The organism is Dietzia sp. 179-F 9C3 NHS (genome assembly GCF_045369825.1).
Taxonomy (GTDB): domain Bacteria; phylum Actinomycetota; class Actinomycetes; order Mycobacteriales; family Mycobacteriaceae; genus Dietzia.
Map to the genome: position 1 here is coordinate 1 of NZ_JBIQES010000019.1, position 15,494 is coordinate 15,494.

At 68.0% G+C, this 15,494-nt stretch carries 13 protein-coding genes and 2 pseudogenes; 7 read left to right on the plus strand and 8 right to left on the minus strand.

Going from position 1 to position 15,494, the window contains the following annotated elements; all coding sequences use genetic code 11:
* Positions 1–395 precede the first annotated feature (395 nt).
* Complete coding sequence (locus ACH0BZ_RS15380; protein WP_406899572.1) at positions 396–572, plus strand: hypothetical protein; 177 nt, start codon at positions 396–398, stop codon at positions 570–572.
* A gap of 6 nt (positions 573–578) precedes the next feature.
* Positions 579–795: pseudogene (locus ACH0BZ_RS15385) on the plus strand (transposase); the annotation flags it as partial.
* A 21-nt stretch (positions 796–816) separates the two neighbouring features.
* Here the strand turns inward: ACH0BZ_RS15385 and ACH0BZ_RS15390 are convergent.
* The 3 genes from ACH0BZ_RS15390 to ACH0BZ_RS15400 form a co-directional block, all read right to left on the minus strand.
* Positions 817–1,734, minus strand: coding sequence for a XamI family restriction endonuclease (locus ACH0BZ_RS15390; protein WP_406899573.1), 918 nt, complete (start codon positions 1,732–1,734; stop codon positions 817–819).
* A complete protein-coding gene (locus ACH0BZ_RS15395; RefSeq protein ID WP_406899575.1) occupies positions 1,731–3,353 on the minus strand; it encodes an Eco57I restriction-modification methylase domain-containing protein in 1,623 nt (540 codons plus the stop codon). Before ACH0BZ_RS15395 ends, ACH0BZ_RS15390 begins: the two co-directional genes overlap by 4 nt.
* Before the next feature lie 447 nt (positions 3,354–3,800).
* A complete protein-coding gene (locus ACH0BZ_RS15400; protein ID WP_406899577.1) occupies positions 3,801–5,054 on the minus strand; it encodes an alpha-hydroxy-acid oxidizing protein in 1,254 nt (417 codons plus the stop codon).
* A 504-nt stretch (positions 5,055–5,558) separates the two neighbouring features.
* On the opposite strand from ACH0BZ_RS15400, the gene ACH0BZ_RS15405 reads away from it, so the two are divergent.
* Positions 5,559–7,175 (plus strand): Re/Si-specific NAD(P)(+) transhydrogenase subunit alpha, encoded by a 1,617-nt coding sequence (locus tag ACH0BZ_RS15405; RefSeq protein WP_406899578.1) that lies wholly within the window; start codon positions 5,559–5,561, stop codon positions 7,173–7,175.
* Positions 7,176–7,179: 4 nt separating this feature from the next.
* Positions 7,180–8,601, plus strand: coding sequence for a Re/Si-specific NAD(P)(+) transhydrogenase subunit beta (pntB, locus tag ACH0BZ_RS15410; RefSeq protein ID WP_406899579.1), 1,422 nt, complete (start codon positions 7,180–7,182; stop codon positions 8,599–8,601).
* Between the two features lie 94 nt (positions 8,602–8,695).
* On the opposite strand, the gene ACH0BZ_RS15415 is transcribed toward pntB, so the two are convergent.
* Complete coding sequence (locus tag ACH0BZ_RS15415; RefSeq protein WP_406899580.1) at positions 8,696–9,226, minus strand: DUF4442 domain-containing protein; 531 nt, start codon at positions 9,224–9,226, stop codon at positions 8,696–8,698.
* A 79-nt stretch (positions 9,227–9,305) separates the two neighbouring features.
* Between ACH0BZ_RS15415 and ACH0BZ_RS15420 the strand changes: the two genes are divergently transcribed.
* The gene (locus ACH0BZ_RS15420; protein WP_406899582.1) at positions 9,306–9,950 is read left to right on the plus strand and encodes a TetR/AcrR family transcriptional regulator; all 645 of its coding nucleotides are present in this window, start codon (positions 9,306–9,308) and stop codon (positions 9,948–9,950) included.
* A gap of 33 nt (positions 9,951–9,983) precedes the next feature.
* On the opposite strand, the gene ACH0BZ_RS15425 is transcribed toward ACH0BZ_RS15420, so the two are convergent.
* The 3 genes and pseudogenes from ACH0BZ_RS15425 to ACH0BZ_RS15435 form a co-directional block, all read right to left on the minus strand.
* Complete coding sequence (locus ACH0BZ_RS15425) at positions 9,984–10,460, minus strand: hypothetical protein (protein ID WP_406899584.1); 477 nt, start codon at positions 10,458–10,460, stop codon at positions 9,984–9,986.
* Positions 10,461–10,534: 74 nt separating this feature from the next.
* Positions 10,535–11,149: a maleylpyruvate isomerase N-terminal domain-containing protein gene (locus tag ACH0BZ_RS15430; protein WP_406899585.1), complete on the minus strand. Its 615-nt coding sequence runs from the start codon at positions 11,147–11,149 to the stop codon at positions 10,535–10,537.
* A gap of 81 nt (positions 11,150–11,230) precedes the next feature.
* Positions 11,231–11,335: pseudogene (locus ACH0BZ_RS15435) on the minus strand (acyl-CoA dehydrogenase family protein); the annotation flags it as partial.
* A 387-nt stretch (positions 11,336–11,722) separates the two neighbouring features.
* Here ACH0BZ_RS15435 and ACH0BZ_RS15440 point away from each other — a divergent pair.
* Together ACH0BZ_RS15440 and ACH0BZ_RS15445 are read left to right on the plus strand one after the other, a co-directional pair.
* Positions 11,723–12,670: a DUF418 domain-containing protein gene (locus ACH0BZ_RS15440; RefSeq protein WP_406899587.1), complete on the plus strand. Its 948-nt coding sequence runs from the start codon at positions 11,723–11,725 to the stop codon at positions 12,668–12,670.
* Positions 12,667–13,806 carry a trypsin-like serine protease gene (locus ACH0BZ_RS15445; protein ID WP_406899589.1) on the plus strand — a complete coding sequence of 380 codons (1,140 nt, stop codon included), beginning with the start codon at positions 12,667–12,669 and terminating at the stop codon, positions 13,804–13,806. The genes ACH0BZ_RS15440 and ACH0BZ_RS15445 overlap by 4 nt, the downstream gene beginning before the upstream one ends.
* A 203-nt stretch (positions 13,807–14,009) precedes the next feature.
* Here the strand turns inward: ACH0BZ_RS15445 and ACH0BZ_RS15450 are convergent, their stop codons facing one another.
* A complete protein-coding gene (locus ACH0BZ_RS15450; protein ID WP_406899590.1) occupies positions 14,010–15,383 on the minus strand; it encodes an acyl-CoA dehydrogenase family protein in 1,374 nt (457 codons plus the stop codon).
* Positions 15,384–15,494: the final 111 nt, after the last annotated feature.

The following is a 15,494-nucleotide window of genomic DNA, read 5'->3' on the forward strand; positions in this document are numbered from 1 at the left end:
GCGGGATCGATCTTCTTCGGCATACAGCCATCCTCCTCGACTCGAAAAGGAGGCGGCGGGAAACCTGGGGCGGTTCAGCGCCGCTTTCGACATAGTTCCGGATCCCACCCCTCAGCGACGCAGACAGGTAAACCGTTCGGGCCACCGAGCACACCGGTCTACGAAAGTTGCGGACTGTTGCGCCGATAAGACGCGTTATATCGTCGCCGTAGGGGCTTCCGGCGCGGTGGAGAGGACCCGGTGGTCGGTACGTGGTGGAGACTTGACATCCGGAACCCGGGACCGATCAACACCGTGGACGTCGTGTCACGTACGCTCTTGCGGCGGTCGGCTGAGCCGATTCCGAACGGGGACGAGCTGATCGGGCAAGCCGAGGATTGCCTTGGACAGGGCTCTTGAGCTCGGGCGGCCGCCTGTGGAAGGCGTTCACCGCCCACGACGCGCACGTCGCGGTGGAGGTCACCTACCTCGTCTACCAGCGGCTCATCACCGCCTACGAAGCCTCCCGCAGGCGCAAGGGCAAGATCGCCATGTACAAGCTCCTCAAGGCGATCAAGGCCGGTGCCCCCTAGGAGTTGCCCGAGCTCGCACAGCTCGATCGCACCCTAGGGAAGCGGCGGGAGGAGATCCTGGCCCACTTCGACATCGGCGCCTCCAACGGCCCCCGTCGAGGCCATCAACGGACGCCTCAAACACCTCCGCGGAATCGCCCACGGCTTCCGCAACATCCACCACTACATCTTGCGATCACTGACTCACTCCGGCCAGCTCCAGGACCGGATCAACGCACTCTAAATCCGGAAGGGCCGGTTTGCGCTACGGCACGGCCGCGTCGAGGAACGCCCCGAGTGCGTCGAGGTCGTGCTCCCAGAAGAGAGTCAGGCCCTGGTCCTGGGCGGCCGTGAGGTTGGCGACCTTGAACACGCCCGACAGGAGCGCCGCGGGCAGGGCGACGAGGTGCCCGAACTCCTGGAGCCACACGACGGCCTTGACGGCGGCGTCGTTGTTGAGCCGCTTGACACTGTTGATCGACGAGTTGCTCACCTTGCACTCGATCGGCATCGCCCGGCCGTCGCGGGTGCGCACCACGAGGTCGGCCTTGCGGCTGCCGAACAGGGCCTCGCGGCAGAACTCGCCGGGAGCCGGCAGGTCCGTGACGCTCGCCATGGCCCGCGGTGGCACCTGGGCGAAGCCCCGGGAGACGAGATAGTCGGCGACCCGCTGCTCCTGGTCGTCCTTCGACGACGTGCGGCGTGCGGTCTGCACGCTCTGCGTGGCTGCCAGGGACGCCGTGGCCACGACGGCGGCCTCTCGCTCGGCGTCCGTGGGCGGGCGGTCCTCGCCGACCCAGGGGAAGCGGTGCCGGTCGAGGCCGAGCAGGACCGCGTCCACCACGCGGCGCGCCCCCGCCCAGTCGTCGGCGCGCAGGGCCGAGGCGCTGAGCGTGGTCTGGGCGACGGTCTTGAGGTCGTCCGCGCTGATGAACGGCGAGGCGAGGAAGCGCACGGCGGTGAGCAGCTCCGGCTCGAGCAGAACCTCCGGGGCGCGCAGGTGCAGCGCGGCGAGATCGACCGTCCGCTCGAGCAGTACCTCGACGGCGTGCCGGTGATCCTCGTAGGAGTGCAGGTACTGCTCCAGCGGCTCCTGCATCCGGAGCTCGCGGAACCGGGCGGTGGAGGTGTCGGCAGCCACGGTGAACTGCTCCACGGTCCAGCGCGGCGGCGTCGCGGTCATGCGATGACCCCCGCACGCAGCAGCTCCGGGCCCGGGACCACGATCCGCTCCATCTCCTTGGGCTCGAACTTGGTCAGCCCGCCGGCGTACACCCGTCCCTGGTGCAGGGAGACCCGCGTCCGGAGGTAGTCGCCGAGGGCGTCCAGGACGTCCTCGCCAAGCTCCTGCCGCGGGTAGAGCCCGTGGGCGATGTTGATGTGTCGGGCCCCGCCGGGGTTGCGGACGAACGCCGGCGGGCGGCGGGCCATGTAGGTCGCGAGGATCGGCGCGGGCGCGCGCAGGCCCACGCTCCACCACGCTCGGCGCCGGGAGGCGATGTAGCCGCGGTGCACGCCCTCGCGGCGGGCGCGGCGCAGGAAGCGGTCGATCCCGGCCCGCTCCTCGTCGTTGAACTCGTCGAGGTCGGTGGGCAGGTCGATCACCACGCGTAGCCCCGTCGTGTCGTCCAGCCGCTCGCCGGCGCCGAAGAGTTCCCGTGCCCGGGTTACCGAGGGGAACAGGACGCGCTCGGGCAGCGACAGCCCGTCCCGGGCGTGGACCCAGGTGGCGTTGGATCCGGTCACGGCGCCCCGGTGGACCCGGCACAGCTCACCCAGCTCGACGAACCCCTCCGGGACGTCGGGGACGACCCGGGTGAGCAGGGACCAGCGGCTCGTGTCCGCCAGCCGCGACCGGTCGACGAGGTGCCCGCCGGTAAGGTCGCCGAGGGCCGAGACCTCCCCGACGCGGCGCACGCGCATCGCCTCCGGGCGGGTGCCGATCGTGAAGGTGGTGATGGCGCCCGTCGTGGTGGCGTCGTCGAACGGCTCGACCTCAGGCTCGATGACGTGCAGCGACTCGCCCCCGAGGCCGTCGAGGAGCAATTCCCGGACCAGCGAGCCGTAGTTGACGTCCAGCCACTCCGAGCTGGTGATAAACGCCCCCCGGTCGCCGGGCCTGCCGAGCTCGGCGGTCGCCAGAAAGAAGTGCACGTGCAGCCCGGCCAGCGCGCTGGCCTTGAGCCCGCGCGCCCGCGCCGTGCGTGTGAGCCACGCCTTCCACTCCGGTGCTATGCCGTGATGCCGGACGTATGGGGGGTTGCCCAGGAACAGGGTCGTCCCCGTGATCGCGGGCAGCACGAGGTCGCGGTAGTCGCCCACGTGCACCGTCGCCCGGTGCCCGAGGCCCGACACGGCGATGTTGGCCCGCACCAGCAGCGCGGAGAGGGGGTCCAGCTCGACGGCGACGACCTCGGCACCGGGGAACGCAGCGGCCGCCGCCAGGAGATACCGACCGGACCCCGAGCCGGGATCGACGATCCGAGCCGGCGTCCCCTGCGCCTGCGCCCACCGCACCATCGCCTCGACGATCGGCCCCGGCGTGTAGGTCTGCCCCAGCGGACGCCGGTCGTCCGGGCTGTGGATCCGGCAGTAGAGGGTGCCGAGGGGGTCCCCTCCGGCCGAGATGAGCTCGCGGGCGGTGGCCACCAGGTCGGCGTCGACGTTCACCTCGTCGGGCACCCCGTCGGTGCGCAGGAGTGCCGCCTCGCCGGCGGTGAGCGCCGCGCCGTCGCCGATGAGCTCCGCGCAGACCCGGGCGAGGGCGGACCGGGTTCCGACGCCCGACAGGAGGCGCTTCACGGGCGACCCTCCCCGGCGCGGGGGAGGGCACCCCTCACGCCGCCGAGCGAGCGATCGGCCCGGAACGATGCCCGGCGCGTCCAGCCCGGGGTGGCGCCGTGAACGGGGGTCGCCGAGGCCCCCGGCCGAGCTCGCGGACGGCGCGTTCCGACACCCATCGCATGGCTCCTCACCTGGGGTTTGATGTGATACCGGTGACTTTATCAACCGGGTACGACACCGCCCGTCGCCGTCGCCGGTGCAGGGCTGGCGAGCGATCTTGGGTACCCGCCCGCGCCACCGTGACGGGGGACGCCGTCAGCGGCCTGTTCGAGCAGGCGCACACGCCGCTTGGCCTCCCGGAGCTCCTGGGACTCCGCCGCGGTCGTGCCAGGCTTTTCCCGGCCTCCACGTCGGCCTTGCGGATCTGGTCGGCGGGTTGCGCTCGTTCGCTCCGTGGGGGCCGCGCTACACCGGCCGCCGCGCGCCGTGTTCGATCGGCACGAGCGAGCGCAGTTGGGTGACGTGCCGAGGCTCGAGCTCCTCCACGGACCCCACCTGCAGTAGCTTCATGGTGCGCCGCACCTCGGAGGACAGGATCTCGATCGCCCTGTCCACGCCCTCGCGGCCCCCGGCCATCAGGCCGTAGAGGTAGGCCCTGCCGATGAGGGTGAACGAGGCGCCCATCGCGATGGCGGCGACGATGTCGGCGCCGTGCATGATGCCGGTGTCGATGATGATGTCGACGTCGTCCCCGACCGCCTTCCTGACCTCCGGGAGGAGGTGGAACGGCACCGGCGCGGTGTCGAGCTGGCGGCCACCGTGGTTGGACAGGATGATGGCATCCACACCGAGGTCCACGAGCTTCTGGGCGTCCTCGACGTTCTGGACTCCCTTGATCGCGAGCTTGCCGGGCCACATCCGGCGGATCTCGGCGAGGTCCTCGTAGTCGATCGACGGGTCCATCGCGCTGTCTAGCAACTGACCGACCGTGCCGCCGGTGGAGGTGAGCGAGGCGAACTCCAATTTCGGCGTGGTGAGGAAGTCCCACCACCACCAGGGTCGCGGGATGGCGTCAAGGATGGTCTTGGCGGTGAGCTGCGGGGGGATGGAGAAGCCGTTACGGGCGTCCCGCATGCGGTTGCCGGCGATCGGGGTGTCGACGGTGAAGAGTAGGGTGTCGAATCCGGACGCGGCCGCGCGGTCGACCAGGCCGTAGGAGATGTCGCGGTCCTTCATCACGTACAGCTGGTACCAGAGGCGACCGTCCGGCGCGGTTGCGCGGACGTCCTCGATCGATGTGGTCCCCAGTGTGGACAGGGAGAACGGAATCCCAGCGGCGGCCGCGGCCCCGGCTCCGGCGATCTCGCCCTCGGTCTGCATGAGCCGGGTGAACCCGATCGGCGCGATGCCGAACGGTAGGGCGGACGGGCCTCCGAGAATCGTCGTGGTGGTATCGAGGTCCGAGACATCGGTGAGAACGCCTGGATGGAGTTCGACGTCCTCGAACGCCTTCCGCGCGCGGGTGAGGGAGATCTCGCGGTCCGCCGCTCCGTCGGTGTAGTCGAACGCCGCGGCGGGGGTACGCCGCTTGGCGATCGCGCGGAGATCCGGGATCGACTGCGCTTTGCTCAGGCGGTTGGCCCGGAAGTCCAGACTCGGCTTCCGGAACTGCATGAGTTCGAAGATCTCGCTCGGCTTCGGTACCTGACGCTTCACCATGGCGATCGACCACCTTTCGACGTCCCTTCCCGCACAAGGCGGGCCGTACGTCACACGGTAGGTGTCATCGTGCTGGCTGACGACCGTGGCCGGAACGATCTCTGCCTGAAACAAGTCGGTCCCCTCGCCGCGAGCGCATCGACACCTCCCGAGCTGAGGACGAATTCATGTTCGTGTGGGATGTCTCACAGAATGGGCCGGCCGGGCTGTACCGGCTCGTTACCGTGAGCCGATGTCCCGTAGGCTCAGCCGGAAGTTCCCCCGGCGGTCACGACGGCACCCCCGTCCGCTCCCGGGGGAGACGCCGTCTCGGCGGACGAGGTTTGGGCCACCCTCCTGCCCTGGTGCACCTCGTGAGCTCCGATCGGTCGATCGTTGACTGGAGCACCTGAGCCCCGGTATGTCCCCGGGGCTCGGAAGACAAATAGATACGTCACGCAGACATGAACATCGGGGCCGGTGCGCGGCACCGGTTCGTTCAGAACGCTTTCAAAGGAACCCCTAATGGCTTCGAGCCTTGAAGAGATCCCAGATGTGACCCCGGACGCTGACGTCCGGGATGCCGCGGAGGCACCCTCGGTGATCGGTGTGGTCGCTGAGTCGAACTCGGCGGAGAACCGTGTGGCGGCTACGCCTGCGACCGTGACCAAGCTGGCCGGCCTGGGGTACCGGGTCGTGGTGGAGGCCGGCGCCGGCACGCGTGCCGAGTTCGCGGATGCCGCTTACGCCGAGGCCGGTGCCGAGATGGTTGACGGTGATACAGCCTGGTCGAGCGATGTCGTGATGAAGGTCGCCGTCCCCACCGAGAAGGAGGTCGGACGGCTTCGTTCCGGCGCGACGCTGGTCAGTCTTCTGGCCCCCGCGCAGAACGAGCGTCTGCTGGCCCTGCTGACCGAACGTGACGTGACCGCACTGGCCATGGACGCGGTGCCGCGCATCTCGCGCGCGCAGTCGATGGACGTGCTGTCGTCGATGGCCAACATCGCCGGCTACCGCGCGGTGATCGAGGCTGCTCATCACTTCGGCCGGTTCTTCACCGGTCAGGTCACCGCCGCGGGCAAGGTCCCGCCGGCCAAGGTCCTCGTCGCGGGTGCCGGTGTCGCCGGCCTGGCCGCGATCGGCGCGGCCTCGAGCCTCGGCGCGATCGTGCGTGCGACCGATCCGCGGCCCGAGGTTGCGGACCAGGTCAAGTCGATCGGTGGCGAGTACCTGCCGGTCGAGGTTCCGGACGAGGAAAAGGAGATCTCCTCCGACGGTTACGCCAAGGCGACCTCCGAGGCCTACGACCGCGCCGCGGCCGAGTTGTACACGGCGCAGGCCGAGGACGTCGACATCATCATCACCACCGCTCTCATCCCGGGCCGCGCCGCCCCGCGCCTGATCACCGCCGCAGATGTGGCCTCGATGAAGCGCGGCTCGGTGATCGTCGACATGGCCGCCGCGCAGGGTGGGAACGTCGAGGGCAGTGTGGCCGACGAGGTCGTCGTGACCGACAACGGCGTCACGATCATCGGTTACACCGACCTGGCGGGGCGTCTTCCGGCGCAGGCATCGCAGCTGTACGGCACGAACCTCGTCAACCTCGCCAAGCTCGTCACCCCGAGCAAGGACGGGCAGTGGACGATGGACATGGAGGACGTCGTCCAGCGTGGCGTCACCGTCACCTCCGGTGGCGAGCTCATGTGGCCGCCGCCGCCCGTGCAGGTCTCCGCGGCCCCGGCCCCCGCTGCCGCCGCCGAGCCCACCGAGCCGCCGGCCGAGAAGAAGAAGATGTCGACCGGCGCCAAGATGGGGCTCGTGGCCCTGGGCATGGTGGCGCTGTTCCTGCTCACCGCCTTCGCGCCCGGCGACATCCCGCGCCACATCACCGTGTTCGTGCTGGCCATCGTCATCGGCTACTACGTCATCGGCAACGTGCACCACGCGCTGCACACCCCGCTCATGTCGGTGACCAACGCGATCTCCGGCGTCATCGTCGTGGGCGCGCTGCTCCAGGTGGGGATCGACAACACGCTGGGTCTCGTCCTGGCGACCATCGCGATCCTCGTCGCCTCCATCAACGTCTTCGGCGGGTTCTCCGTCACCCGCCGCATGCTCGGCATGTTCTCGAAGGGAGCCTGAGACGATGTCCCTCGTGACCGCCGCCAACGCGGCCTACCTCGTCGCCGCCCTGCTGTTCGTCCTCTCGCTGGCCGGCCTCTCCAAGCACGAGACCGCCCGCCGGGGCCTGAGCTTCGGCATCGCCGGCATGGCGCTGGCCCTCGTGGCCACCGTGTCCCTGACCCTCGACCACAAGCCGGCCACCATCGGCATCGTGCTGATGGTGGTGGCCGTGCTCATCGGTGCCACCATCGGTCTGCTCCGCGCACGCAGTGTGCAGATGACCGAGATGCCCGAGCTCATCGCCCTGCTCCACTCGTTCGTCGGCCTGGCCGCCGTGCTGGTGGGCTGGAACGGCTACCTCGAGCCCGAGCTCCACGGTGAGCTCACCGGTTCGCTGCTCGGGATCCACCACGCCGAGGTCTTCATCGGCGTCTTCATCGGAGCCGTCACCTTTACCGGCTCGATCGTCGCCTACCTCAAGCTGTCCGCCAAGATGAAGTCCGCGCCGCTCGTGCTGCCGGGCAAGAACCTCATCAACGCCGGCATCCTCGTGGCGTTCGTCGTGCTCACCGTGTGGTTCGTCATCGCCCCAGCGCTGTGGATGCTCATCGTCGTCACCGTCCTGGCCCTGGCGCTGGGCTGGCACCTCGTGGCCTCCATCGGCGGCGGCGACATGCCCGTCGTCGTGTCGATGCTCAACTCGTACTCCGGCTGGGCCGCCGCGGCCACGGGCTTCCTGCTCGGCAATGACCTGCTCATCGTCACCGGCGCGCTGGTCGGCTCCTCGGGTGCCTACCTGTCGTACATCATGTGCAAGGCCATGAACCGGTCCTTCATCTCGGTCATCATGGGCGGCTTCGGCATCGAGGCCTCCTCCGGTGAGGGCAAGGACCACGGCGAGCACACCGAAATCGACGTCGCCGGTGCCGCGGAGATGCTCGCCAATGCGAATTCGGTGATCATTGCGCCCGGTTACGGCATGGCCGTCGCCCAGGCCCAGTACCCGGTCGCCGACCTCACCCGCGCGTTGCGCGAGCGTGGAGTGGACGTGCGGTTCGCCGTGCACCCCGTCGCCGGTCGCCTCCCCGGGCACATGAACGTACTGCTGGCCGAGGCCAAGGTGCCGTACGACATCGTGCTCGAGCTCGACGAGATCAACGACGACTTCGCCGACACCGACGTCGTGCTGGTCATCGGCGCCAACGACACGGTCAACCCGGACGCCGCCGAGGACCCGGGCAGCCCGATCGCCGGCATGCCCGTGCTGCACGTGTGGGAGGCGGAGAACGTCATCGTGTTCAAGCGCTCAATGGCCGCGGGCTACGCCGGCGTGCAGAACCCGCTGTTCTTCCGCGACAACACCGACATGCTGTTCGGTGACGCCAAGGACCGCGTCGGCGAGATCCTCAGCGCCGTCCGCGAGCAGCAGGGCGCGAACGCCTGACCTTTACGTTTCCCCGCATCCGCTACTCGTCCGGCGGGGTCCGCTACCTCAACAGGTGTAGCGGACCCGCCGGTCGAGTAGCGGATTGCGGCATTTAGGCCGGCGTGACGGAAGCGTTGGCCGCAGCCGCACCCTGCTCGCGGGCATCGCGCTTGCGTCGGATGTAAATCTGCTTGCGGACCCGAGCCACGACCTCTCCCGTGTCGTCGGTCAGGTCGGTGCTGAACCAGCGCAGCACCTTGTCGCCTCCGGCGGCCGCGTCGCGGATCTCGTCGACCTGCTCGGCGGTCACCTCGAACTCCGCGTGTACGGCCGTGCGCCCGGGGGAGACGAAGTCGATCTCGCCGGCCACGTCCCACACCACGTACTCCGACCCCAGACGGCGCATCAACAGGAACATCCAGAACGGGTCGGACATCGAGAACAGTGATCCGCCGAAAGCCGTGCCGACGTAGTTGGTGTTCCACGGCCGCTTGTTCAGCCGCACGCGTGCTCGACTGAAGTCGGGGGCGATGTGCTCGACGCGGATGCCCGCGGCGAGGTAGGGCGGCCAGAAGAGCATCCCGATCTGCATGCCGCGTGCCGAGGACAGTGCTCTCTTGACGGGGCCGATCTGCTGTGACATGCCTGCTCCGTTCCCGGGGGGCGGATTGATGGGTCCGCCCTGTCGTGCCTCTACTATGACATAGAGCATAGTACGTAGAATGCAGGGCATGCCCACAGGGAGATCGAGTCCGCCGGAGGCCGGCCGGGGACGGCGCGGTGCGACGCGCGAGAAGATGGTCCGCACCGCCGCGGTCCTGTTGCGGGAGAACGGGGTGGCGGGGACGACCATCGACAAGGTCCTGGCGGCCAGCGGTGCGCCGCGCGGGTCCGTGTACCACCACTTTCCCGGCGGACGCGCGCAACTGCTGTCGGAGGCGGTCGAGTTCGCGACTGAATCGATGATCGAGCTCGCCGGGGCGGCGGGGGAGGGCGATCCGGCTGTCGCGCTGGACGCATTCGTCGCGCTCTGGCGCGAGCAGTTGCTCACGAGCAACTACCGCGCGGGATGTCCGGTGCTCGCCGTGGTGGTGGACGCCGATCCGGCGCTGCCCGAGCTGACCGAGCAGGCGGGGGAGGCGTTTGGGCGGTGGCAGTCGGTATTGGCGCGGATATTGGGGGAGAGAGGTATGACGACGACGTCGGCGGATCGCCTTGCCCTGCAGTCGCTGTGCATTCTCGAAGGGGCGGTGGCCGTGTGCCGGGCCCGTCGGGAGATCGCACCCCTCGATGAGGCCGCGGACGCGATCCGTGCACTGTATGAGGTCGAGGTGGGCTCCAGCGGCGCAGCTCCGGAAGGCGGCTAGTTTCCTGTCGAACCGGGCGGCCCGGGCCCCCGCTCACTCCCGGTGCAGTGCGTCCGTGCACCGCAGCCGGAGCCGCTCCAGTTCTTCGCCCTGTTCTCTTGCGCGAGTGGACAACTTATCGAGCGTCGCCCGAGGTAGGCGAGGGTCGGCGATGTCGATCAGGGCCTTCCACCCGAGTTCCTTGCCGGTCACGGCCAGGGTCAGCGCCTCGAGCTCCAGCAGGTCACTGAGCGGGGACCGCTCGGCAAGCCGCTGGTTGGGCTTGAGTTGGCCGACCTTCTCGGCGGCGCGGGCGGGCAGGTCTTTGAGGGGGGAGGGCGATGTGCCCACGAGCGACATCAGGTCTTCGAGGGAACGCTTGTCCTCCTCGATTTGGTCCCCGAGCCGGGAGACCACCTCGCGAACATGAGGGTCGTGGTGATCTTCGGCGACCCGACGGAACAGGTCGACACCCGCGGCCGCGCCAGCGTGGTGGTCCTGCAGGTACGTGTGCAGCATCTCGGTGGTCATGCGGTGACGGTACGGCCGTCGAGGGCGCCGTCAACCGGTGCGGGGTGGTCAGCCCCCGAGTCACCGAGGCCTGGTCACAGAAGTGAGAATCCTGCCGGTAGTCCAGCTCGACCCGTCAGTGCCAGCACCGCAAGTATGCGATCGGACGGGGACGCGATGTCGGCGAGAAGAGCCACACAGTAGGCCGCGGCTTCGGTGAGTGCATGTGGGATCGGCTGCTGAGATGCCGTCGCGAGGTCGATTCCGTGGACGGTCAGTTCGAATGCACGGGTGGGGAGGTAGTCCGCGAGTGTCATCGTCCCGACAGGGGTGGCGACCAGCGCACTATCGGGGCTGGCATCGATGACGGCGGTCACGCGTAGAGCGATCTCGAGCGCGGCGCCGATCGGATTCTCCCCCAGCGCGGCCCCCGCGTCCCGGCCCCGAGCGATGACCTCGGTAGGGTCGGCGAGCCCGCCAGCAGCGGCTGCGCGAAAGTACCCCGCCGGGCCTGCCAGATCCGGTGCTGATGTGCCGGCTGGTGACCGGAGATAGGACTCGATGGTGAGAAACGCCCGGGTGGTGTGACCGAGAAGAGCCCGTAGGTCCCAGTCACCCAGCCCGGGACGCGTGAGATCGGTGGAGCGGAGGCCTTCGGTGACTTTGGTGAATCCCTCGGCCGCCAGAGCGAACCACGTTCGATACGTCATCGGGCAAGTCTTCCTGCCGCAGATCGTGGCAGTCAATGCGCACAGCGCTATCGGGAGACTGTCTCGACGCGCTCGCCGGTCTCACCGCGCCAGCAGCCCTTTGGCGATGTGGGTCACCTGGATCTCGTTGCTGCCCGCGTAGATCATGAGCGACTTGGCGTCGCGGGCCAGCTGCTCCACCCGGTAGTTGAAGAACAGCTCGCCGGTGGGGGAACTGTGCAGTCCCATCTTGGCGAAAGGTGCTCCTCAGCAGGCTCGCCGCCGCCCGAACCGCCGGGTACAACTAGCCGCCGGACAACGCTGCCACACGACCAGAGCTGAGAAGCGCTGCACGAGCGCCGCCGATGCGGCGGGACGATCGATCACCGGTGACCCGCAGCCCGCACTGTCAGCAGAGCACTAAAGACATCAAAGGCAGGCCTTAGGTATCCGTTTGGTCCGACTTACCTTGACTTGTTTCACTCGGCTGTCACGGTAACGGACTTCGCGCCGACCCCGGCCATGATGGCCCGTGGGCGGTGTGGTCATGGAACGCGCGTTTTCACGTGCGCGCACAGAAGGGGCGGAATATAGGTGTCTACACCTTCGCGCATTGTGGGCTTGGATGTGGCCCGCGGTCTCGCGATTATCGGAATGATAATCGTGCACATGGCTTCATTGTTGTGGAGCACGAAGGTCATCATGAACGGTGTGCCATCGGCGCTGTTTGCGGTGATCGCGGGAACGACGCTCATGGTAATCGGGCGCAACTACTCATTCGATACGCTCCTCCGTCTCATCGTCCGAGGAAGCGTCGTTCTCCTGCTGGGCCTGGCATTGCTCCCGGTCGGCGGCCAAATCCAGGTCGTTCTGGTGGTGATGGGCATGACCATGATCATCGTCTCCTGGGTTCCCCCCTTGAACGTCTGGTGGAAAATGGCTCTGTTCGCCGCCGCGTCGGCTGCAGCTACATTTCGATACGCCCCGTACACGCTGCCCCAGATCTACCCGCTGCTTGCGTGGATTGCGTACTTCATCGGCGGCATGCTGCTGTACGAGGTCTACGTGAAGTGCTTCGTCACCGGTTCCGAGCGGCGAAAGTCCACGTCGTGGGTGGTCACCGGCGTGAGCCTCGTCGTCGTTGCGATCGGCATGTACTTCCGGTTCCAGATGAACGTGCCCGGCTGGTTGCGGTTCACGGGCCACACGGGCGTCTTGGGTGAAATCCTTCTCTCGGTGGCCGCATCCGCCGTCATTCTCCACGTGTGCCTCCTCGTGGGCGAGAAGGCGCCGAAGCTTTCTTTCCCCGTTGCCGCCATGGGCTCGATGTCTTTGACCGTCTACATGCTGCATGTCCTCACCGCCTACTACTGGCAGCACAACGTTGCACTGCATTCCACGCTTTCCGCAGGGGGCTTTGTCGTGTTCTTCCTGGTCGTTTCAGCGCTGTGGAAACACTTCGTGGGGCAAGGCCCCGTGGAGCGACTCGTCGCTACCATCATCACGACTGCGATTCCGGCTGGAAGAAGGGCTCACAAGTGAAAAATGCAAAGGCAATCGCTGCGGCATTCGTGGCCGGGTTCCTGGCCTTCGGTGCTACGCCGGCTCACGCATTGGAGCATGCCCAAGAAGCGCCCTCGTCGCCGGAAAGCAATGCGACCGTCTCCCTGAAAATCGGCCGCGCCGGAGGCTTCGGAGACTGCACCGGATCCCTCATCGCGGATCAGTGGGTTCTCACTGCCCGGCACTGTCTCGAGTCGGTGAACAACGAGGGCTCGCAGGCCCGCATCGGAGACGAAGTCTTCGACATCGACTCGTGGGCGATGGCACCCACGGCGGACATCGGTCTCATGCACCTCGACCGCAAGGTGACGTCCGTCAAGCCTGTCGACATCGCTTCCGAGGTGCCCCAGCCCGGTGACATCGGCACCCTCTACGGCTGGAGCAGCAGCTCGTCGTTGGCCCGGAAAGGAAAGCTCCCGATGGCCCGCATGGAGGTGAAGGAGATCCTTGGTGGAATGGCACAGGCCCCACACGAGGGCGGGGAGATGGGTGACCCGGGCGATGTCGGCGGCGTCGAATCCGTGCCGGCACCGGGAGGGCCGATCGTCGACGGCAGCGTGCAGCCGTCGATCTCACCCGATGGCACCGAGAGCATCCCCGCCTTCGGCGGACCGCTCACCGACGACAGCGGCGACGCCCCAGGTGGATCGATCGATGAGGGGCCGGGGATGACCGCGCCGGGCGCATCGGATGACGTCCCCGCCGGTGGTGATCCGTCGGTTACCGCCATGATCGCCAGCGATATCATCGATGTTCATTCGCTGGGAGGTGAAGGCACCCAGGGCGGTGATTCGGGTGCCCCGTTCTTCGTCGGCGGAAAGGTTGCCGGCGTTGCCACGGCGGGCACGTCGAATGGCGACCCGGATCTGCCGTCGCCGAGCGCCGCCATCACGACGGTCGCCGGTTCCGCACCGTGGATCCAGGGAGTGATCAGTGGCGCCGACACCAACAGTGTGCTGGATGCGTCTAACACCCCCGAACCGCCGGAGATGCTGCAGACCAGCGGCGACCGCACGGGCCTCTATCTAGCGATCGCCCTCACCGGTCTGATTGTGCCCGTCCTTATCGCGCAGGTGAGGAACCGACGCCACCGCAGCAACGCAGACGGCGCCTGACCGCGCCCGCAGGCCACTGCCGGGCATGAGTGCCGTGGTCGGCAGTGGCTCCTCTGCGCCTCGGCCAGTGCGCGATGTGTGCATGTGGGATCGGCTGCTGAGATGCCGACGCGAGGTCGATTCCGTGGACGGTCAGTTCGAAGGCACGGGTGGGGAGAAAGTCCGCGAGTGTCATCGTCCCGACAGGGGTGGCTACCAGTGCACTATCCGGAGACATGGGTGAGTCCCTCGGCCGCCAGAGCGAACCGCTCGCCGGTCTCCAGCAGCCCTTTGGCGATGTGGGTCACCTGGATCTCGTTGCTGCCCGCGTAGATCATGAGCGACTTGGCGTCGCGGGCCAGCTGCTCCACCCGGTATTCGGCCATGTAGCCGTTGCCGCCGAACAGCTGCACGGCGTCCATCGCCACGTCCGTGGCGGCCTCGGACGAGTACAGCTTCATGGCCGAGGCCTCCGCCAGCGACAGCGGCTTCCCGGCCCGGGCACGCTCGATCGAGTGGAAGACCATGTTCTGGACGTTGAGTCGCGCGATCTCCATTTTGGCGAGCTTGAGCTGGATCAGTTGGAACTTCCCGATCTCCTGGCCCCACAGCGTCCGCTCGCGCGCGTAGTCGATGCACAGCCGGCGACATTCTTCAATGATCCCGAGCGCCATGATCGCCACGCCCGTGCGCTCGGCCGTGAAACTCGACCGCGCGGATTCGCGCCCGTCCCCGCCGCGGCCCTCCTCGGACTCGCCGAGCAGCCGGTCGCGGCCCAGGCGGACGTCGTTGAAGAACAGCTCGCCGGTGGGGGAACTGTGCAGTCCCATCTTGGCGAAGGGCGCACTCTGGGTGAGCCCTTCCATGCCCTTGTCGAGCACAAAGGTGAGCACCTTGCGGTTGCGTTTGTCCTCAGCGGACTCGCCGCCGCCCGAACCGCCGTCATCGAGTTTGGCGTAGACGATCATCACGTCGGCATACGGGCCGTTGGTGATGAACGTCTTCTGGCCGTTGAGGATGTAGTCCTCGCCGTCGCGACGGACGTAGGTCCGCATCCCGCCGAACGCGTCCGAGCCCGAGTCCGGCTCGGTGATCGCCCACGAGGCCACCTTCTCCATGGTCACGATCCCCGGCAGCCAGCGTTCCTTCTGCGCCAGCGTCCCCCGCGACATGATGGTCGTGGCACCCAGCCCGAGACTCACCCCGAGCGCCGACACCAGGCCCATGCACACCCCCGCCAGTTCGCTGATCACCACGACCATGAGCGAGTCCCGGCCGCCGAAGGCGCCGCCACCGCCCCCGGTGTCGGACGGCCCGGTGGCGTCGTCGTCACCAGAGGCGGAGCCGTCCACAGGCGTGTCACCGTCCACTCCACCCGGTGCATCGCCGTTGCCGTTCGCCCGCTCACGGGCCAGGGCCTTCTCCACGCCGTCGCGGGCCATGGCGTCTATCCCGAACTCCGCGAACAGCTTCCGGATGATGGGATACGGCGGGATCTCGCCGCTCTCCAGCGCGTCGAGATTCGGGCGGATCTCCTTGTCGATAAAGGCGCGGACGGCGTCGCGCGCCATGAGGTCGGTCTCGGACCACTCGTACATCAGGCAGCTCTCCCTCGCGTCGTGCGCCGTCCCCGCTCGGGTCCGCGGGAGGCGGCGCGCCTCGGCAAGTGTGTCGCGACCGCTGCGCCGGCGCCGCCGGAACGGGCACAC